General features: G+C 45.2%; 20 protein-coding genes. 17 read left to right on the top strand and 3 right to left on the bottom strand.

From position 1 onward, the window contains the following. Positions 1-58: 58 nt before the first annotated feature. A complete protein-coding gene (locus VHA02S_RS05070; protein ID WP_005444780.1) occupies positions 59-508 on the top strand; it encodes a low molecular weight protein-tyrosine-phosphatase in 450 nt (149 codons plus the stop codon). A 62-nt stretch (positions 509-570) separates the two neighbouring features. On the opposite strand, the gene VHA02S_RS05065 is transcribed toward VHA02S_RS05070, so the two are convergent. Beyond that, the gene (locus VHA02S_RS05065; RefSeq protein ID WP_005444782.1) at positions 571-2,130 is read right to left on the bottom strand and encodes a SulP family inorganic anion transporter; all 1,560 of its coding nucleotides are present in this window, start codon (positions 2,128-2,130) and stop codon (positions 571-573) included. Positions 2,131-2,457: 327 nt separating this feature from the next. Next, entirely contained in the window at positions 2,458-5,556 is a 3,099-nt protein-coding gene (rne, locus tag VHA02S_RS05055; protein WP_038897687.1) for a ribonuclease E, read from the bottom strand. A gap of 312 nt (positions 5,557-5,868) precedes the next feature. Between rne and VHA02S_RS26100 the strand changes: the two genes are divergently transcribed. Beyond that, the gene (locus VHA02S_RS26100; RefSeq protein ID WP_017189381.1) at positions 5,869-6,042 is read left to right on the top strand and encodes a hypothetical protein; all 174 of its coding nucleotides are present in this window, start codon (positions 5,869-5,871) and stop codon (positions 6,040-6,042) included. A 151-nt stretch (positions 6,043-6,193) separates the two neighbouring features. Beyond that, on the top strand, positions 6,194-7,138 hold the full coding sequence (gene rluC / locus VHA02S_RS05050; protein WP_005444789.1) for a 23S rRNA pseudouridine(955/2504/2580) synthase RluC: 945 nt from the start codon (positions 6,194-6,196) through the stop codon (positions 7,136-7,138). 354 nt (positions 7,139-7,492) lie between these two features. Here rluC and VHA02S_RS05045 read toward each other — a convergent pair whose 3' ends face one another. Further along, positions 7,493-8,074 carry a Maf family protein gene (locus VHA02S_RS05045; RefSeq protein ID WP_005444793.1) on the bottom strand — a complete coding sequence of 194 codons (582 nt, stop codon included), beginning with the start codon at positions 8,072-8,074 and terminating at the stop codon, positions 7,493-7,495. A gap of 149 nt (positions 8,075-8,223) precedes the next feature. Here VHA02S_RS05045 and yceD point away from each other — a divergent pair, with 149 nt between their 5' ends. From yceD to ptsG, 14 genes are all read left to right on the top strand, one after another. Continuing rightward, positions 8,224-8,748 (top strand): 23S rRNA accumulation protein YceD, encoded by a 525-nt coding sequence (gene yceD / locus VHA02S_RS05040; protein WP_005444794.1) that lies wholly within the window; start codon positions 8,224-8,226, stop codon positions 8,746-8,748. 59 nt (positions 8,749-8,807) lie between these two features. After that, on the top strand, positions 8,808-8,978 hold the full coding sequence (gene rpmF, locus VHA02S_RS05035) for a 50S ribosomal protein L32 (protein WP_005396978.1): 171 nt from the start codon (positions 8,808-8,810) through the stop codon (positions 8,976-8,978). A gap of 10 nt (positions 8,979-8,988) precedes the next feature. After that, positions 8,989-10,014 (top strand): phosphate acyltransferase PlsX, encoded by a 1,026-nt coding sequence (plsX, locus tag VHA02S_RS05030; protein WP_005444797.1) that lies wholly within the window; start codon positions 8,989-8,991, stop codon positions 10,012-10,014. 5 nt (positions 10,015-10,019) lie between these two features. Further along, positions 10,020-10,970, top strand: coding sequence for a beta-ketoacyl-ACP synthase III (locus tag VHA02S_RS05025; protein ID WP_038897688.1), 951 nt, complete (start codon positions 10,020-10,022; stop codon positions 10,968-10,970). 75 nt (positions 10,971-11,045) lie between these two features. Beyond that, positions 11,046-11,969, top strand: coding sequence for an ACP S-malonyltransferase (gene fabD, locus VHA02S_RS05020; protein ID WP_005444801.1), 924 nt, complete (start codon positions 11,046-11,048; stop codon positions 11,967-11,969). A gap of 34 nt (positions 11,970-12,003) precedes the next feature. Further along, entirely contained in the window at positions 12,004-12,738 is a 735-nt protein-coding gene (gene fabG / locus VHA02S_RS05015; protein ID WP_038897698.1) for a 3-oxoacyl-ACP reductase FabG, read from the top strand. A gap of 245 nt (positions 12,739-12,983) precedes the next feature. Next, positions 12,984-13,217 carry an acyl carrier protein gene (gene acpP, locus VHA02S_RS05010; RefSeq protein ID WP_004406112.1) on the top strand — a complete coding sequence of 78 codons (234 nt, stop codon included), beginning with the start codon at positions 12,984-12,986 and terminating at the stop codon, positions 13,215-13,217. A 93-nt stretch (positions 13,218-13,310) separates the two neighbouring features. Next, positions 13,311-14,558, top strand: a complete 1,248-nt coding sequence (gene fabF / locus VHA02S_RS05005; RefSeq protein WP_005444811.1) for a beta-ketoacyl-ACP synthase II — start codon at positions 13,311-13,313, stop codon at positions 14,556-14,558. A gap of 107 nt (positions 14,559-14,665) precedes the next feature. Then, complete coding sequence (pabC, locus tag VHA02S_RS05000; RefSeq protein WP_038897689.1) at positions 14,666-15,481, top strand: aminodeoxychorismate lyase; 816 nt, start codon at positions 14,666-14,668, stop codon at positions 15,479-15,481. After that, positions 15,478-16,494 carry an endolytic transglycosylase MltG gene (gene mltG, locus VHA02S_RS04995; RefSeq protein WP_038897690.1) on the top strand — a complete coding sequence of 339 codons (1,017 nt, stop codon included), beginning with the start codon at positions 15,478-15,480 and terminating at the stop codon, positions 16,492-16,494. Before pabC ends, mltG begins: the two co-directional genes overlap by 4 nt. Next, entirely contained in the window at positions 16,491-17,123 is a 633-nt protein-coding gene (gene tmk, locus VHA02S_RS04990) for a dTMP kinase (RefSeq protein WP_033001763.1), read from the top strand. Before mltG ends, tmk begins: the two co-directional genes overlap by 4 nt. 24 nt (positions 17,124-17,147) lie before the next feature. Beyond that, positions 17,148-18,110: a DNA polymerase III subunit delta' gene (locus VHA02S_RS04985; RefSeq protein WP_038897691.1), complete on the top strand. Its 963-nt coding sequence runs from the start codon at positions 17,148-17,150 to the stop codon at positions 18,108-18,110. Then, positions 18,101-18,868, top strand: a complete 768-nt coding sequence (locus VHA02S_RS04980; protein ID WP_009698484.1) for a TatD family hydrolase — start codon at positions 18,101-18,103, stop codon at positions 18,866-18,868. The genes VHA02S_RS04985 and VHA02S_RS04980 overlap by 10 nt, the downstream gene beginning before the upstream one ends. 445 nt (positions 18,869-19,313) lie before the next feature. Further along, entirely contained in the window at positions 19,314-20,744 is a 1,431-nt protein-coding gene (ptsG, locus tag VHA02S_RS04975) for a PTS glucose transporter subunit IIBC (protein WP_005439576.1), read from the top strand. The last annotated feature ends 229 nt before the right edge of the window (positions 20,745-20,973 follow it).

The following is a 20,973-nucleotide window of genomic DNA, read 5'->3' as shown; positions in this document are numbered from 1 at the left end:
CTCGTTATGATAGACCAACAGTTGATGAAGAAAAACCATCGATAATTCAGGGAATAAAATGAAGAAATTACTCGTTGTTTGTATGGGAAATATTTGTCGTTCGCCAACTGGTGAAGCGGTATTAAGATCTAAAGCCAAAGAACTGGGCATATCAGTGGAAGTGGACTCTGCAGGGACCATTGGTTACCACGCCGGAAATCCGCCTGATGCTCGCGCCATGCAAGCGGGAAAGCAACGCGGTTATTCGTTCAAAGGAATGCGTTCTCGCAAGGTAACAGTTGGGGACTTCGATGAATTTGATATGGTGTTAGCTGCAGACAAAGCCAATCTCGCCGATCTATTGGATATTTGCCCGGTAGAACACCGTCCTAAAGTGTCGTTGTTTTTAAGTCATGGTGACTCTGATTATGACGAGATCCCAGACCCATATTACGGTGGCGATGCTGGTTTTGAACTGGTACTGGATTTGATTGAAGAGGCGTCAGAAGCGATTTTGAAAAAAATCTGAGTATTTATTAGCTTAAATTGATAGCAAAAGGGATGAGTCATGCTCATCCCTTTTTGTTTTTATTAACCTGCAAGTACGTCGGTTGCAACCTTATAGCTTGGGTCTTCTTTTACGTTGATTTCAACCAAGCTACCTGCTTTATCTAGTAGCTTACGGCAATCAGGGCTCAAGTGACGTAGGTGAAGTGTTTTACCAAGTGCGGCGTAACGCTCAGCCAACGTTTCAATCGCTTCGATAGCAGAGTGGTCTGTTACGCGAGAGTCCGCGAAATCAACGATGATGTCTTTTGGATCGCCATGTGCGTTAAACAATTCTAGGAAGTTTGCCGCAGAACCAAAGAAGATAGGACCGTGGATCTTGTACTCTTTTGAGCCCTCTTCATTTAGACGCGTATCTGCGTAGATGTGCTTAGCATGTTGCCATGCAAACATTAGCGCAGATGCAATCACACCCACGGCTACTGCAACAGCTAGGTCAGTCAGCACCGTCACTACTGTTACAAGAACGATAACGAAGAAATCTTGCTTAGGTACGCGACGTGCAAGTTTGAAGGTTGCCCATTCGAATGTACCGATAACCACCATGAACATGACACCAACGAGTGCAGCAAGTGGAATCATCTCAATGAGTGAAGAAGCAAACAGGATGAACATTAGCAGAGCGATAGCCGCAACGATGCCTGATAGACGACCACGACCACCTGAGTTTACGTTGATCATTGACTGACCAATCATCGCACAACCACCCATTGCACCAAACACAGAACACGTCATGTTTGCCATACCTTGACCGATACATTCACGGTTAGATTGACCGCGAGTGTTAGTCATTTCGTCCAGCACTGTTAGTGTCAACAGAGACTCGATCAGACCGATAGCGGCAAGGATGATTGCGTAAGGCAAAATGATTTGCAGAGTTTCTAGAGTGAAAGGTACCGCTGGAATAGAGAAGGTCGGAAGAGAACCCGCCAAAGTCGCTGCTTCATCGCCAGACATAGTACGTAGGAAGTCAACTACGGTACGTGTTTCTAGATCCAAGCCAACAACAAGTGCAGTAACGGTCACGATCGCAACCAGAGAAGAAGGCACTGCCGTTGTGATCTTCGGTAGGAAGTGAATGATAGCCATTGTTAGCGCAACCAGACCTAGCATTAGCAGCATTTGGTCTTGTGGTAGCCACGTTAGCATACCGTTAAGGTCTGGTGCTTTGAACTGACCTAGTTGTGCAAGGAAGATAACGATAGCCAGACCGTTTACGAAACCAATCATCACCGGGTGAGGAACGATTCGGATAAATTTACCTAGCTTAAATAGACCGGCTGCAATTTGAAGAATACCCGCCAACATAATTGCGGCAAATAGATATTGAACACCGTGAGTTGCAACAAGCGACACCATAACAACTGCCATTGCGCCAGTCGCACCGGAAATCATACCTGGTCGACCACCGAAAATAGAGGTGATAAGACCGACAATAAAGGCTGCGTAAAGACCAACCATAGGGTCTACACCAGCAACAAATGCAAATGCTACGGCTTCAGGAACCAATGCGAGCGCAACAGTTAGACCTGATAGCACGTCGTTTTTTACGGAGTGCTTAGAAAATTGAGGAAATTCGAACATGTTTTGTATTGAGTTCTCTTGGCGATGAATTTCTCCCGACACATATTCGTATTTGCACAAGTACTGCTGGTGAAAGTGAAGTCACTTCTATCAGCACAAACCGTATTAAAAAAAGAGCCGCATCAGAATGGTGTCGAAAACTTGAGTCGGCGAATGCTACCGAAAAGTGTGATTAAGTTCAACAATGAAGGGGATATTGACGCACAAATGTGATCAGTCATTGATATTAATATAGCTAATTAGAGTTAACACTTACTTCAACAAAAAAGGCTGCCGATTGGCAGCCTTTTGTTTCGTATTTCGCTTAATGCGATGACAAAGTAAAACTTAGTTAAAGTTCGGTTTTGTCATTACTGCTGATGCACGGTTTGTTGCTACTTGGCTACCTGCGCCTTTCGGTGCGTAGCGCTCAGCTTTAAACGGTGCCGCTGTAACCGTAATTTCGCGAAGCTCTTGAGGACCTGGCGCTTTAGTCATTGGAGCACTAGCGCGTGGCTTAGCAGCTACTTTGATAACTTCTGCTTTAGGTTCTTGCGTTTCTACTGGCGTTTCTGCTGTAACTTCTGTTACCGCTTCTTCTGCCACTTCAATGGCTGGTTCCTGAGCTGGAGCTGTTTCAACAGCAGATTCAGTCACTTCGACAACAGGTGCTTCAACGATTGGCTCTACTTGCGTTGTTTCAACTACTGTAGCTTCAGCTTGCTCAGCAACGGCATCCTCTACCACTGGCACTTCCGCAACAGGCGCTTCTACTTTCGCTTCTACTTTCGCTTCTACAGATTCTTGAACTTTCGTTTCAACTGCTGGTGCTTCAACAACTGCAGGTTGTTCATGACGGATGATTACTTTACCCATCGCCATTTCAGGGCAAGCAAAACCACCTTGAATTGCAGGAACTGCTGCTGCCGTTACCACTGCTTCTTCCTTCACTCGCTCTTCCTTCTTAGGCGCTGGTTTTGGAATGTAACGTGGCATCACTTTACCCATTGCCATCTCAGGAGATGCTACACCACCTTTACGTAGGCGGAATGGGTTAGGACGACGATCGCGACCACGACGACGACGTTGACCACTTGCACGTAGGTGACGTGGTGAACGGCGGTTACGACGCTGCTTAGACTCTGCTTTGTTGTCTTGTTGCGCTTCTGCTGCTGCCTCAACTGGCTTCTCAACAGTTGCTTCAACTGCTTCAACAGGTTGTACTGGTACTTCCTGTTCTGCTTGCTCAGCCGCTTGCTGGTCTTTAACACGTACAGATTTGTTTAGCTTGCGACGTTGACGGCGCTCCTTCACTTTCTCTGCTTTTGCGTTTGACTTCGCTTTATTTTCTTCCGGCTTCGCTTCTGAACCAGTACGAGCTTCAGCAGCTAGCTGCAGACCTTTTTCCGCGACTTTCGCGTTAACTTTAGGCTCTTGTGCTTTTTCAGCTTGTTGAGCTCTAGGTTTACGTTTCTGGTTGCGGTTTTGCTGCTTGTTAGGCTGCTGTTGTGTTTCGTTCTGTTCAGTCGCTTGTTCTTCACGCGGTTTACGACGACGTTTGTTATCGCGGTTGTCACGACCTTCGCGGTTATCACGCTGGTTGTTGTTGCGACGACGATCGTTGCGGTCACGCTTGTTGCGCTTGTTATCGCGGTTTGGTTTTTTCTCTTCTTTCTTAGGTTCTTCTTTAACTTCTTCAGAACCACTGAATAGGAAACTACCAATTGCTTTAAACAGACGGCTGAATAGACCTGGTTTTTCTTCTTGCGGAGCTGCTTCTTTCTTCTTCGCTGCTGGAGCAGGTTTAGAAGTTGCTGCTGGCGTAGGAGCAGTTTGCGCTGGCGAAGCAAAACCTTTTAATACAGGCTCTTCGATACGCTTAGGCTTGACATCAACCTCTGCTGGCTCTTTGCCTTCTGCTTCTTTCATTGCTTCCAGTTTCTTAGGAAGTAGGTAAGAAAGCAGGTCAAACTCTTCGCCTTCTCGAACACGGATAACTTCGAAGTGAGGCGTTTCCATGTCTGAGTTTGGCACAACCGTAATCTTCACTTCTTGAATACGTTCGATGTGGTTGACCGAGCGACGTTTTTCGTTCAGAAGGTAAGATGCGATCGGCACAGGCACTACTGCTAGTACTTGGGCTGTATTGTCTTTTAGAGCTTCTTCTTCGATCAGGCGAAGTACAGAAAGTGCTAGAGATTCGTTATCACGAACAACACCTGTACCGCTACAACGAGGACAAATATGGTGGCTTGCTTCTGCTAGAGATGGGCTCAAACGCTGACGAGACATCTCCAACAGACCAAAGCGGGAAATGCGACCGATTTGTACACGAGCACGATCTAGACGAACGGCTTCACGCAGACGGTTTTCAACTTCACGCTGGTGGCGCACCGGTGTCATATCGATAAAGTCGATAACCACCAAACCACCAAGGTCACGTAGACGCAATTGACGAGCGATTTCGTCTGCTGCTTCTAGGTTAGTATTAAGCGCTGTTTCTTCGATATCGCCGCCTTTGGTTGCGCGAGCCGAGTTGATATCGATAGATGTTAGAGCTTCCGTTGGGTCGATTACGATAGAACCACCTGATGGTAAGCGCACTTCACGTTGGAAAGCCGATTCAATTTGGCTTTCGATCTGGTAGTGGCTGAATAGTGGTACTTCGCCTTCGTATTTCTTAACGCGGCTGATGAAATCAGGACGTACCAGTTTGATGTGCTCTTTAGCACGCTCATAAATGGTGTTGCTGTCGATTAGGATTTCACCGATATCACGACGTAGGTAGTCACGGATTGCACGAACGATTACGTTACTTTCTTGGTGGATTAGGAAAGGAGCAGGGTTAGAATCTGCTGCACCTTTAATTGCACCCCAGTGGTTAAGTAGTACGTTCAAGTCCCACTCAAGCTCTTCTGCACTCTTACCAACGCCAGCAGTACGTACGATTAGACCCATGCCTTGAGGCAGTTCTAGCGTGCTTAAAGCGGCTTTTAGTTGAGTACGCTCGTCACCTTCGATACGACGAGAAATACCGCCGGCACGAGGGTTATTAGGCATAAGAACAAGATAGCTACCCGCAAGAGAAATGAAAGTAGTTAGAGCTGCGCCTTTACTACCACGTTCTTCTTTTTCCACTTGAACGATAACTTCTTGACCTTCAGTCAGCACTTCTTTAATGCTTGGGCGACCTTGGTAAGTGTAACCTTCTGGGAAATATTCGCGGGCAATTTCTTTGAGAGGGAGGAAACCGTGACGCTCAGCACCGTAATCAACAAATGCGGCTTCTAAGCTTGGTTCGATACGTGTGATACGTCCTTTGTAGATATTCGCTTTTTTAGATTCATGACCCGGACTCTCGATATCAAGATCGAAAAGTCGCTGGCCATCAACCAGAGCGACACGCAACTCTTCTTTTTGAGTTGCGTTAATTAACATTCTTTTCATTGAAAATTTCTCGTTGTCTTTTCTTTTATCTTTCTTTTCAACTTGTCACTGGCTTTTCGCTCTTTCACGGTGCCTGATCCCATGGCTTATATTTTGCAGCCTCCCGGCTGGAAGGGGATGCTCTAGGGCACTTCAGTCATCACAAATTGCTTTGGGTTTCGTTGGAAACGTTAACTTGTGACCCGCTATTCGGGCGGTAGATACTCAACGTGAATATGCGAGGAGTAGAGTGACAAGTGTGTTGAACTCAACGTGTCTTACGCCAATGCTGCACCTGACGTTCAACAATCTACTCACATTGCTTGGGGATAAATGATTGGTAATGAACAAAATGTAACCAAACCTTCCTTAGCAGCTGTGAACTATAGCAGTGCAGGTGGATATCAGCAATCTGCTTTAGCGCAAACGATGGAAAATTTGGCGCTAAATTCAATTTTTGTAATTTATAACTGGCTGTTTCATAAGCACTTGAGTCTTGCAAACTGAGAAAGACACAAATCAAAACGAGAAGTTGATAAAGACTTTTAATAATCTAAACAAAAGCTTGGCGAGTTTTAGAACAATTTATGACAACGAGTGTTTCTTTTGCAGCAAGAATAATGTGAAGTCGCACAGATTTGGGTTTACAATACCGCGCATGAGCGAAATAAGAACAAAAGTCCAGTTCGTTGATATCGACGAAGATATGGCAGGTCAACGCATTGATAATTTTCTGCGTAACCAATTAAAAGATATCCCTAAGAGCATGATTTACCGAATCGTGCGTAAGGGGGAAGTGCGCGTTAACAAAAAGCGTATTAAAGCCGAGTACAAACTCAAGGCTGGCGATCTCGTACGTATTCCACCAGTAACGGTAGAGAAAAAAGAGGACGACGTTGCGCCAAGCACTAAGTTGAACAAAGTAGCAGAGCTAGAACATATGATCATTTTTGAAGACGATCATATGCTGATTCTAAATAAGCCCTCTGGTACAGCTGTGCATGGTGGCAGTGGTCTTAAATTTGGTGCTATCGAGGCACTTCGTGCGTTACGTCCGCAAGCTCGCTTCCTTGAACTTGTTCATCGTATCGACCGCGATACTTCTGGTATTTTATTGGTGGCTAAGAAGCGTTCAGCATTGCGCCATCTGCAAGCGCAATTTCGCGAAAAGACCGTGAAGAAGTTCTACTTTGCCCTTGTGATGGGGGAGTGGAAAAGCAGCTGTAAGGTCGTGAATGCGCCGCTACTTAAAAACGAAGTGAATAGCATCGTGCGTGTGAACCCAAATGGGAAGCCGTCAGAAACTCGATTCAAGATTCTGGAAAAGTTTGACCAAGCAACGCTTATCCAAGCTAGCCCAATTACCGGTCGTACTCACCAAATTCGTGTGCATACTCAATACACGGGTCACCCAATTGCATGGGATGATCGCTACGGCGACCGTCGCTTCGATGCTTACACTGGGCAAGTGGGCTTAGACCGTTTGTTCCTTCATGCAGCGAACATCAAGTTCCAGCACCCATCGAATGATGAGTGGATGGAAATCAATGCGCCGATGGAAGCGAGATTAGAGAAAGTACTCGCGGGTCTGCGTAAGAAGTAGAGGTGAGAGCGGGCTTCACCCTATGGGATAGCAAGACTGCTTCGCTTCGAAAGATGAGAAAAGAGATCCCCAACTCGCTCGTTTCTCACTCTTGAGGATGACGCGCTGCGACTTCTGAATCTAAGTGGGTAATTCTTATTTTTAGAGGGATGGGCTGACACAGCGTTTTTCCCGAGAGCGACGAAAGAGCATTGTCGGGAATCTCTATCTTAGATATAGAGTGATTAGTTTGACGCTGTGATTTTAATCTTCTCGCACTGGCATTTAAAAAAGGGTTGGCGCTTTCTCATGCCAACCCTTTAACGTTTATTAACTATCAATACCTATTACACAATATCTTTTACATAGTACTTTTTACAAAACCTCAAACCCTTGCTTTTGTAGCATGTCGATCAAGTCAATGAGAGGCAGGCCTACTAGCGTATTCGGATCTTTGCCGGCTAATTTGTTGAAAAGACAAATTCCCATTCCTTCGCTTTTAAAGCTGCCAGCACAATAAAATGGTTCTTCTCTGTCGACGTATCGTTCAATCTGTTCAAGCGTCAAATCTCTAAAATGAACTTCGAAGGTGTCGAAGCCGACTTCAGTGTGATTCGTGGCTGTATTATGTACCGCAAGCCCAGTATAAAAAGTGATGGTTTTACCGCTTTGAGCCAATAATTGCTTGATGGCATTCTCTCGGTCTAATGGTTTGCCGACTATCTTGTCGTCAATAACACAAACTTGATCGCTCCCGATCACCAAGCTGTCTTGGTCGGTATCACAAGACGTCGCTTTTCCAATCGCAAGCCTTTGCACCAAATCTAAAGGCGTTTCGTTGGGGAAGGGGGTCTCATCGCATTGCGGAGATAAACAAGTAAACGGTACTGATAGCTTTTCCAGCAGTTGTTTACGAAAAGGGGAAGTTGAGGCTAAAACCAGTTGGTAATTTTTCATTTTGAATTACAATTCACGCGAGCATTTCCAATAGGATAATCGATCAAAATTGATTCTGGCTAATGCTCTATATGTTAAGCGTAAAAAAGTACAACTTTTTTGCCTTTTTCTTTGACTAATTTTGATTTGGAAGATAATATTCGCGCCCTATGCAAAAGGTAAAAATACCGCGAACGGTTGATCCAGCAAAGTCCGCACAGAAACGATTAGATTACGATGGCATCATCCAAGCTAGTCTTTTCAAGCGCTTAGCGGAAACAACTGAAGGCGTAAAACGCGACGCAGAAGTCTCATTGTCATTTGATATTGATGAACAGCGACTTGTTGTTATCTCTGGTAAAGCTAACATCGAAGTTGATTTAGAGTGTCAGCGTTGTAATGAGGTATTCACACACATGTGTGAAGTTGAATTCCTTTACACTCCTTACTACGGTGAGAAGACGGAAGAGGAAGCACCAGAAATTTATGATTTGGTAGATCTAAATGAGTACGGTGAATTAGACCTTATACAACTGGTTGAAGACGAGTTCATCTTAACATTACCTCAAATCGCAATGCACGATGATGCGGATTGTAGCGTTGACTCAAATAACATGGTTTTTGGTGAAATTCCTGAAGAAATTGAGGAAGAAAAACCGAATCCATTCGACGTTTTGAAAAATCTGAAAAAGTAACTGGTGTGGTAGCCGCTTCTTCTTTAGGTTTTTAACCCAATAGTATAGGAGTAGGGTCAATGGCCGTACAGAAAAACCGTAAAACTCGTTCTAAGCGCGGTATGCGTCGTTCACACGATGCGCTAACTACAGCTGCACTATCTGTAGACGCGACTTCTGGTGAAACTCACCTACGCCACAACGTAACTGCTGAAGGTTACTACCGTGGTCAAAAGGTTATCAACAAGTAAGGTTGAACCTTTGCAAAGTATTACCGTTGCACTTGATGCAATGGGCGGGGATTTCGGTCCACGCGTAACAGTGCCTGCCGCCGTGCAGGCACTGTCTCATTTCCCAGAGCTAAAAGTGATTCTTATAGGTGATCAATCTCTGATCACGTCTCAATTATCTCAACTTGGTACCTCTACCAGTTCTCGTTTGAGCATTCTTCATAGCGAGAAAGTGATTTCTAATTCAGAAAAACCGTCTTTGGCCCTTCGCAATAGCCAAAATAGCTCTATGCGTATGGCGATTGATCTGGTTTCTGAAAATGAAGCTGATGCTTGTGTGAGTGGTGGTAACACCGGCGCATTGATGGCGCTGTCACGTTTTATTCTTAAGCTGCTTCCTGGTATTGAGCGTCCTGCTTTAGTTTCTGCGTTACCGACCATCAGTGGAAAACGCACCTGGATGCTAGATTTGGGAGCAAATGTGTCGTGTGATGCCGACAGTTTATTCCAGTTTGCCGTGATGGGCAGTGCATTAGCAGAAGAACACCTAGGTCGACCTCCTCGTGTTGCGGTGCTGAACATTGGCGCAGAAGAAATCAAAGGTAACGATTTAGTCAAACGCTGTGCTGAAATGCTTTCTCAAACCGACGCCATCAACTTTGTCGGTTATATTGAAGGTAATCAAATTTTGCATGACGTAGCCGATGTCATTGTTTGTGATGGCTTTGTCGGTAACGTATGCTTAAAAGCCAGCGAGGGAACAGCTCAACTCTTCATCGAAAAACTAAAAACCAGCATGATGGAATCGACGATTAAGGGTTGGATTGCTAGAAAGTTGTTTTCTCGGCTATTTAATGAACTAAAAACACTGAACCCCGACCAGTATAACGGCGCAAGTTTGCTAGGATTGCGCGGCATTGTCATAAAAAGCCATGGAAGTGCGGATGTATCTGCGATTGTCAATGCACTTGGCGAGGCAGTACACGAGGTCAAACGACAAGTACCAAGCCGTATTAGCGATCGTTTGGAAGCGGTTTTACTCGAGAGGCATTATTAGTCTTCATGTATAGCAAAATTTTAGGTACTGGCAGCTACCTGCCATCTCAGGTGCGTACTAACGCAGACCTAGAGAAAATGGTAGATACAAGTGACGAGTGGATCGTAGCTCGCACGGGTATTAAAGAGCGTCGAATTGCAGCAGAAGATGAAACTGTTGCGGACATGGCATTCTACGCAGCTGAAAACGCTATCGATATGGCCGGCATTGATAAAAATGATATCGACCTAATTATCGTTGCTACCACGAGCAGTAGCCATACTTTCCCTTCATCTGCGTGTCAGGTGCAGGCAAAGCTTGGCATTAAAGGTTGTCCTGCTTTCGACTTAGCCGCTGCTTGTTCAGGCTTTGTATACGCAATGTCTGTAGCTGACCAACACATCAAATCAGGTATGTGTAAAAACGTACTTGTGATTGGTGCTGACGCATTATCGAAAACGTGTGATCCGGCTGACCGCTCAACTATCATCTTATTTGGTGATGCGGCAGGCGCGGTGGTAATTGGTGCGAGCGAAGAACCTGGCATCATTTCGACACACGTATATTCAGATGGTCAATTTGGTGATCTTCTGAGCCTTCCTGTACCTGAGCGTGGTAAAGATGCAGATAAATGGCTGCACATGGCGGGTAACGAAGTTTTCAAAGTGGCAGTAACTCAGCTTTCGAAGTTAGTGAAAGACACGCTTGAAGCAAACGATATGCACAAGTCTGAACTAGACTGGTTGGTTCCGCACCAAGCAAACTACCGCATTATTTCAGCGACAGCGAAAAAGCTTTCGATGTCACTAGACCAAGTCGTGATCACACTTGATAAACACGGCAACACATCAGCAGCAACCGTGCCAACAGCACTGGATGAGGCGGTACGTGATGGTCGTATTAAACGTGGTCAAACTTTGCTTCTTGAAGCGTTTGGCGGCGGATTCACTTGGGGTTCTGCCCTGGTGAAATTCTAAGTTTCACAAGATTCAAAATTTAAGATGCGCTACGGTGCATCTTATTTCTTTTTACTTTGCTTAAAGGAAAACAACATGAGCAAGTTTGCTATCGTATTTCCAGGTCAAGGTTCTCAAGCAGTTGGTATGCTTGCTGATCTAGGCGAACAATATGACGTAGTAAAACAAACATTTGCAGAAGCATCTGACGCACTAGGTTACGACCTATGGGCGCTTGTTCAAAATGGACCTGCAGAAGATCTAAACCAAACTTTCCGTACTCAACCAGCGTTGCTAGCGTCATCTGTTGCTATCTGGCGTGTATGGCAAGAGCTTGGTCTTGAGCAACCAGCAAACCTAGCGGGTCACAGCCTAGGTGAGTACTCAGCGCTTGTGTGTGCTGGCGTGATTGACTTTAAAGAAGCAATCAAACTGGTTGAGCTACGTGGTCAACTGATGCAAGAAGCGGTACCTGCGGGTACTGGTGCAATGTACGCGATCATCGGTCTAGATGACGAAGCAATTGCAAAAGCTTGTGAAGAAGCAGCACAAGGTGAAGTCGTTTCTCCAGTAAACTTCAACTCACCTGGTCAAGTTGTTATCGCAGGTAGTAAAGACGCGGTAGAACGTGCTGGTGCACTATGTAAAGAAGCAGGTGCTAAGCGTGCACTTCCTCTTCCTGTTTCAGTGCCTTCACACTGCGCACTAATGAAACCTGCAGCAGAGAAACTAGCTGTCGCGCTAGAGTCTATCGAATTCAACGCACCACAACTTCCGGTTATCAACAACGTTGATGTGGCGGCTGAAACTGATCCTGCAAAAATCAAAGACGCACTTGTTCGTCAACTTCACAGCCCAGTTCGTTGGACTGAGAGCGTGCAGCTAATGAACGAGCAAGGTGTAGAAAATCTTCTTGAGCTTGGTCCTGGCAAAGTTCTGACAGGTCTGACTAAACGTATCGTGAAAACACTAAGCGCAGCAGCAGTTAACGACGTAGCGTCGCTAGAAGCCGCTAAGTAATCTGTTCACGATAAGAAAAGGAAAACACAACATGATGAATCTAGAAGGTAAGATCGCTCTAGTGACAGGCGCAAGCCGTGGCATTGGTCGTGCGATTGCTGAACTTCTTGTTGAACGCGGTGCAACGGTAATCGGTACTGCGACTTCTGAAGGCGGCGCAGCGGCGATCAGCGAGTACCTAGGTGAAAACGGTAAAGGTCTAGCACTTAACGTAACTGACGTTGAGTCTATCGAAGCAACACTAAAAGCCATCAATGATGAGTTTGGTGCAATCGATATTCTAGTAAACAACGCTGGTATCACGCGCGATAACTTGCTAATGCGTATGAAAGATGACGAGTGGAACGACATCATCAATACAAACCTAACGCCAATCTACCGCATGTCTAAAGCGGTTCTACGTGGCATGATGAAAAAACGCGCAGGTCGCATCATCAACGTAGGTTCTGTTGTTGGTACTATGGGTAACGCTGGTCAAACAAACTATGCAGCAGCAAAAGCGGGTGTGATTGGTTTCACTAAATCAATGGCTCGTGAAGTGGCTTCTCGTGGTGTAACAGTGAACACGGTTGCTCCAGGTTTCATCGAAACTGACATGACTAAGGCGCTAAATGACGACCAACGTGCAGCAACGTTGTCGAACGTGCCAGCAGGTCGTCTAGGTGACCCTCGTGAAATTGCATCAGCAGTTGTATTCCTTGCTTCACCTGAAGCGGCTTACATTACTGGTGAAACTTTGCATGTAAATGGTGGCATGTACATGGTTTAATGCACAGTTCGTGCAAAATAAGCTATTTTACTTTATGAAAAATAGCCTATAGTTGCTGTTAACTGTCATTAAGTTGTCATGCTCATGCGCAAGATTTGTGCATGATTTAAGTCAAAAATGTATTGAAATTCGGTTAAATTCGCTAATTTTGTGGTTTGACCAGCAAGGAGCCCCTTGCAAACTTCAATAGTTCGAATAAACTACGGAATCATCGCATTAGGCGAAATCTGTAAAGGAAAAGAAAAATGAGCAACATCGAAGAACGCGTAAAGAAAATCATTGTTGAACAGCTAGGTGTAGACGAAGCAGAAGTTAAAAACGAAGCTTCTTTCGTTGACGATCTAGGTGCTGATTCTCTAGACACTGTAGAGCTAGTAATGGCTCTAGAAGAGGAATTCGACACTGAGATTCCTGATGAAGAAGCAGAGAAAATCACTACTGTTCAAGCTGCAATCGACTACGTAAACAGCGCTCAGTAATTATCTCTCCCAGGCGGTCTCCTAGACCGCCTGTGTTCTTTCTAACTTCTTCTATCCTCTCATAGAAACATTCAATTCCCGGAGAATTATATCGTGTCCAAGCGTCGTGTAGTTGTCACTGGCATGGGTATGTTGTCACCGGTAGGCAACACAGTAGAATCATCTTGGAAAGCCCTGCTAGAAGGTCAAAGCGGTATCGTAAACATCGAGCATTTCGATGCAACGAACTTCTCGACTCGTTTTGCTGGTCTTGTAAAAGATTTTGATTGCACAGAGTACATGTCTAAGAAAGATGCTCGTAAAATGGATTTGTTTATCCAGTACGGCATTGCTGCGGGTATCCAAGCATTGGATGACTCTGGCTTAGAAATTACCGAAGAAAACGCGGCTCGAGTTGGTGTAGCAATCGGCTCAGGCATTGGCGGTCTAGACCTAATCGAAGCAGGTCACTCAGCGCTAGTTGAGAAAGGTCCTCGCAAAGTTAGCCCATTTTTTGTTCCTTCGACCATCGTAAACATGGTTGCGGGTAACCTATCTATCATGCGTGGTCTTCGTGGTCCTAACATCGCGATCTCTACTGCATGTACTACAGGTCTTCACAACATCGGTCACGCGGCTCGTATGATTGCATACGGTGATGCGGAAGCTATGGTTGCTGGTGGTGCAGAAAAAGCATCTACTCCACTTGGTATGGCAGGCTTCGGTGCTGCAAAAGCACTATCGACTCGTAACGATGAACCGCAAAAAGCATCACGTCCTTGGGATAAAGGTCGTGACGGCTTCGTTCTAGGTGACGGTGCGGGCGTGATGGTTCTTGAAGAGTACGAACACGCAAAAGCGCGCGGTGCTAAGATCTACGCAGAGCTTGTTGGCTTCGGTATGTCTGGTGACGCTTACCACATGACTTCTCCAAGTGAAGATGGCTCTGGTGGCGCACTGGCAATGGAAGCGGCGATGCGTGACGCAAACATCACAGGTACTCAAGTTGGTTACGTGAACGCTCACGGTACATCAACACCAGCAGGTGATGTGGCTGAAATCAAGGGTGTGAAACGCGCACTTGGTGAAGAAGGCTCTAAGCAGGTTCTTGTCTCTTCTACTAAATCTATGACTGGTCACCTTTTAGGTGCAGCAGGCTCAGTAGAAGCAATCATCACGGTTCTTTCATTGGTAGATCAAATTGTTCCACCAACGATTAACCTAGATGATCCAGAAGAAGGTTTAGATATCGACCTTGTGCCGCATACTGCGCGCAAAGTTGATATGGAATACGCAATCTGTAACTCGTTCGGCTTCGGCGGTACTAACGGTTCGCTTGTATTCAAAAAAATCGCTGAGTAAAAGTCTCTAACACAGTTTTAGAGTAGCGATACTTGTATTCTAACGGCTCGATGCTTAGCATTGAGCCGTTTTGTTTTATTTGTCGATCAGAAAGCAAGGGTATCTGAATGTTCTGGGTAAATGGACTGCCACAAACACATGTTCCACTCGGTGACCGCTCTTTCCAATATGGTGATGGCTGTTTCTCTACCATCAAAACCAAAAAAGGGCAGTTGGAGCATTGGCAAGCGCATGTTGAACGTATGGAAGCATGCTTAACGACATTACAAATCCCTTTTCCTGATTGGCGTACGGTCTTGGATTGGGCGATGTCGGCAACTTTAAAAGATGAATCTGCCGGAATCAAAATTCATATTAGCCGCGGTTGTGGTGGTCGAGGGTATAGTCCTAGCGGTGTCGAAGGTCCGGTTGTCACTATCTCGAATTTTACATTCCCTGCTCACTACCTTGCTTGGCAAGAGCGTGGCGTGCAATTAGGTGTTTGTGAAATCCGACTTGGAATCCAGCCATTACTTGCCGGACATAAGCACAATAACCGTATAGAGCAGGTGCTCGCAAAGGCAGAAATTGATGGTACTGAATTTGCTGATGCTGTGACGTTAAATGTGCAAAATCATGTCATTGAAACTACAATGGCAAACCTTTTTTGGGTTAAAGATGAAAAGGTGTTCACACCCGGTTTGTGTTTATCCGGTGTGGCTGGCGTGATGCGCCGTAAGGTTTTGGAATATCTCCAAAGCGAAGGTTACTCAGTGCAGGTAGCCGATTTCACACTGACAGATTTGCTCGATGCAGATGAGGTGTGGATGTGTAATTCACTATTGGGTGTAGCACCGGTTTCCGGTATTTCAGCACCAGAGAACAAGATTGACTTTCCAATTGGGAAATTGACTCGACGACTTCAAGGGAATCTAAATACGTGATTAAAAAACTGTTTGCGTTTGTTGTACTGATTGCCGTTATTGGTGCAGCAAGTGTTTTTTACGTTGTTTCACAGACTAAGCAATACGTTAACTCGCCAATTCTTATTGAGCAGCCTCAGCTGTTTACCGTTGAAAATGGCACCAGCTTTCACCGAGTAATGCGTGACTTGGCGAAAGGTAACATCATCGAAGCTTCAGACTACACTCGTTTAATGCCTCATCTCTATCCGGAGCTTCTTCAGGTGCGAGCAGGCACTTACCAACTAGAACCTAACACCTCTCTATATGACACGTTGGAACAACTAAACACAGGTAAAGAACATCAGTTTGCGATTACCTTTGTGGAAGGCAGTCGCTTTTCTGAGTGGGTTGAGCAGTTAAGTGCAGCGCCTTATGTCAAACATGATTTGACCGGATTATCGGAAAAGCAGATGGCTGAAAAGCTGGGGATAGAGCGCGAAAAGCTTGAAGGCTTATTCCTTGCCGAAACCTATCACTACACAGCTGGTACAAGTGAGAGTCAGATCTTAGAGCGTGCTCATAGTAAGCTGAACAAGATTTTGGATGCTCAGTGGGAAGAGCGCCAAGAGAAACTGCCACTAAAAGACAAATACGAAGCGCTGATTCTTGCTTCTATCATTGAAAAAGAGACGGCGATAGACTCGGAGCGTGAGCGTGTCGCATCTGTATTTGTGAATCGTCTTAATAAACGTATGCGTCTACAAACAGACCCTACAGTTATCTACGGTATGGGAGATGCCTATGATGGTAATATCCGCAAGAAAGATTTGCGTACTCCTACACCATACAACACATACACAATCAATGGTTTGCCACCAACGCCGATTGCCATGGCGGGTGAAGCTTCGATTGAAGCCGCGTTAAACCCTGAAAACAGTAACTATCTATATTTCGTAGCAAGTGGGAAGGGCGGACATGTATTTTCGAAATCCCTTGCTGAGCACAACCGTGCTGTACGTGCCTATTTAAGAGAACTAAGAAAGAACAAATGATGAAAGCAAACTTTATTGTCGTTGAGGGCCTAGAAGGCGCGGGTAAAAGTACGGCAATCAAAACGGTTTTGGATACGCTGAAAGCTGCAGGTATTGAAAATATCGTTAATACTCGTGAGCCCGGCGGAACCCCTCTCGCTGAAAAGATGCGTGCATTGGTTAAAGAAGAGCACGAAGGCGAAGATTTGAAAGATATGACGGAGCTGCTTTTACTCTACGCAGCTCGTGTCCAGCTAGTGGAAAATGTAATCAAGCCAGCACTTGCAAACAATCAATGGGTGGTGGGTGACCGCCATGACTTGTCTTCTCAAGCTTACCAAGGTGGTGGTCGTCAAATCGATGCGTCGCTGATGAAAAACTTACGCGACACTACGCTTGGTGAGTTCAAACCTGCTTTTACGTTGTACATGGATATCGATCCTCGTGTTGGTCTTGAGCGTGCTCGTGGTCGCGGTGAGCTAGATCGAATTGAGAAAATGGACATCAGCTTCTTTGAACGCACTCGTGAGCGTTACCTAGAGTTGGCTAATGCAGATGACTCTATCGTAGTTATCAATGCAGAGCAGTCGATTGACGAAGTGGCACATGATATCAGAGCTGCACTAAATGCATGGCTTGCAGCTCAGTAAGCTGAGGGTAGATTGAGGTGATTCATGTTAAATGACTTTCCATGGTTACAGCCCGTTTGGGATAACCTCAAAATCAGTTTGGATTCAGAGCGAGTTCCTGGAGCTTTGTTACTACAAAGTGAGAAAGGACTGGCAGTTGAAAAACTGGTTGAACTCTTCAGCCACTCTCTTTTGTGCCAAAACTACACCAGTGAGGCGTGTGGTTTTTGCCACAGTTGTCAGCTAACTCAATCTAATAGTCATCCAGACTTACATTGGGTTAAGCCGGAAAAAGAAGGCAAATCAATTACGGTTGATCAGATCCGCGCTTGTAATCGTCTTGCTCATGAATCATCACAGCTAAATGGATATCGCGTGTTCATTATTGAACCTGCGGAAGCAATGAACGAGTCTGCGTCCAATGCGTTGTTGAAAACACTAGAAGAACCAGGGCAGAAGTGTTTGTTCTTGCTTGTTACACAGAACCATGAGCGATTACTGCCAACGATTCAAAGTCGCTGTCAGCAATGGGTCGTGGCTACGCCTTCAACAGAGCAAGCTATGAGCTGGATGAGTGAGCAAGGGGCTTCTCAAGTGCCCCCTTATGCGCTTAAGTTGAATATGGGTTCACCGATAAATACGCTGGAAGCAGCAAAAAGTGGTGAGCTGGATGAGTATCAAGCGTTTGAGCGCTGCTTGATTGAGACTTTGTCTTCGCCTTTGTCAGATGTATTTCAGTGCGCGACGTTAATGGCTAAGAATCCAGACAAAGCGTTAGACTGGGCGTGGTATTTGTTGACCGATGCTCAGAAAGCACAATTTGGTGTTACGGAAGTGGATCTGCTTCCTGGCGCCGCTCAGTTTCAGCCCGGTAGATATAACGGTCTGTATCAAGCGGCCCAAAAGCTGCTTGAATTGAAAGCTCAACGACAAACCTTTCCAGGCTTAAACCTTGAGCTAGTATCTATGAATTGGTTAATTGAATCACGAGAGGCATTATGTTCGTAGATTCGCACTGTCATCTAGACAAATTGAATTACGATGACCTTCATATTAATGTTGAAGACGTTATCAACAAAGCTAAGCAAGCTAATGTTACTGAGTTATTGTCCGTTGGTGTGACTTTGGACTCTTTCCCTAAAATGCTCGAAATGATCACACCTTACAATAACGTTCACGCGTCTTGTGGTGTTCATCCTCTTGATGTTGAAAGTGCCTTTTCGATGGATATCTTACGAGAGTACGCATCCCATGAAAAAGTTGTGGCGATCGGTGAAACGGGGCTGGATTACCATTACAAACCAGAGACCGCCGCACTGCAGAAAGAGCGTTTTGAGCAGCAAGTTGACCTAGCGGTAGAATTAAACAAACCACTGATTATTCATACTCGTAATGCACGTGAAGATACATTAGAAATTCTACGCAATGGCGGAGCCGAAAAATGTGGTGGCGTCATACACTGTTTTACTGAAGATCTGCCTTTTGCAGAAGCTGCACTCGATTTAGGGTTTTACATCTCAATTTCAGGTATTGTGACTTTCCGCCAAGCGACGGAATTGAAGGATGTTGTGAAAGCCCTACCTCTTGAAAAGTTGCTTATTGAGACGGATTCTCCGTATCTTGCCCCTGTTCCACATCGTGGAAAAGAGAACCAACCAGCCTATGTTGTCGAAGTTGCTGCCTATATTGCACAGCTGAAAGAGTGTGCCTTGTCTGAAGTTGGGCAAAAAACCAGCGAAAATTTCCGAAATCTTTTTTTGCGATGAAAAATCAATAGGCAGATTAAAAAAGGGGCTTTTGCCCCTTTTTTGTTGATAAATGCACCAAAAAGATCATTTAGTTTAATGTTTACTAAATTTGTTGATTTAACCGCATCCAAATCCCTCAAATGTAATTTTGTTACTAAAAATAACATCGACCTTTATTTTATTTACGCCTTAAAATTAATTATGTAGATAATAAAATCTTTATAAAACAATAATATAAGTTTAATGCAAACCTTTTCATCGACGGTTTTTAGGTGTGATCTGCGGCTTGTTTTGAAACTAAATTTCGTAACTGTGTGGAAAGTTTGAGGGCCATCAATATATATTTAGAGCCGGAAAATATAATGCAACGTGTGGTTACATTTTCATTGGGTGCTAACATTTAGGCTACGGGGGTGTGCCGTTAGTGCCCAAATAATACTTATAATTTATCAGGAGCATAAACATGTTTAAGAACCTTTTTGCAAACCTGCAAAAAGTTGGTAAAGCTCTGATGCTACCAGTATCAGTATTACCAGTCGCAGGTATCCTACTAGGTGTTGGTGCTGCCCACCTAAGCTTTATTCCAGAAGTGGTTTCTAACCTAATGGAACAAGCTGGTGGTTCAGTATTCGGTCAAATGGCACTTCTATTTGCTGTTGGTGTAGCACTAGGCTTCACAAACAACGACGGCGTAGCTGGTCTAGCTGCTATCGTTGGTTACGGTATCATGACAGCAACGCTAGGCGTTATGGCTGGCATCATGGGCGTTGAGAAAATCGACACAGGTGTACTAGGTGGTATCCTTGTCGGTGGTGTTGCTGCTTGGGCATTCAACCGTTTCTTCAAAATCCAACTTCCAGAGTACCTTGGCTTCTTCGCTGGTAAGCGTGCTGTGCCAATCATCACTGGTTTCGCTGCGATCATCCTAGGTGTTGTACTATCTATCGTATGGCCACCAATCGGCGGTGCAATCTCTGCATTCTCTGACTGGGCTGCACACCAAAACCCACAGCTTGCGTTCGGTATCTACGGCGTAGTTGAGCGTTCTCTAATCCCATTCGGTCTACACCACGTATGGAACGTACCATTCTTCTTCGAAGCAGGTACTTGTGTGAACGCTGCTGGTGAAACTCAAAACGGCGTACTAACTTGTTACCTAGTTGCAGATGATGCATCTCGTGCTGCTGGTAATGGCTTCGGTCAGCTAGCGGGTGGTTACATGTTCAAGATGTTTGGTCTACCAGCTGCAGCAATCGCTATTGCTCACTGTGCTAAACCAGAAAACCGCGCGAAAGTAATGGGTATCATGGCGTCAGCTGCACTGACTTCATTCCTAACTGGTATTACTGAGCCAATCGAATTCTCATTCCTATTCGTTGCTCCTGTACTATACGGTATCCACGCTCTACTAGCTGGTTCTGCATACGTTGTTGCTAACACTCTAGGCTTCGTACACGGTACTTCATTCTCACATGGTCTGATCGATTTCCTAGTTCTATCTGGTCACGCTCAGAAGATGGGGCTGATGGTAGCTGTTGGTCTAGTTTACGCTGTAATCTACTACGTAGTATTCCGCACAGTAATCACTGCTCTTGACCTTAAAACTCCAGGTCGTGAAGATGAATCTGAAGAAGCTGTTGCAACTTCTGGTTCTGACATGGCAGGTGAGCTTGTTGCAGCATTCGGCGGCAAAGCAAACATCACTGGTCTAGACGCATGTATCACTCGTCTACGTGTAGCGGTAGCTGATACAGCTGCTGTTGACCAAGACAAGCTAAAACAACTAGGCGCTGCTGGTGTTGTAGTTGTAGCAGGTGGTGTTCAGGCTATCTTCGGTACTAAGTCTGATAACCTAAAAACTGAAATGGATGAGTGGATTCGTAACCACGGCTAATCTCAGTCATTCATAGAAAAGAGGAGGCTTCGGTCTCCTTTTTTTGTGCCTGTTTTTCATGCTGAAACCACGACGACTAACGGCTTATCTTTAATTTAACGTCCCACATCGTGACACAATACGCAGCCTTACAGTTGTAGCGTTTTTCGTACCTCTCCCTTACTCATTGCTGACATACCAAAACTAAATCATGTTTGAATTATGCACGCCGTTTTTTTTAGAGTGATGA

The organism is Vibrio harveyi NBRC 15634 = ATCC 14126 = KCTC 12724 (assembly GCF_001591145.1).
Classification (GTDB): domain Bacteria; phylum Pseudomonadota; class Gammaproteobacteria; order Enterobacterales; family Vibrionaceae; genus Vibrio; species Vibrio harveyi.
This window is presented reverse-complemented; position numbering and strand designations above follow the sequence as displayed.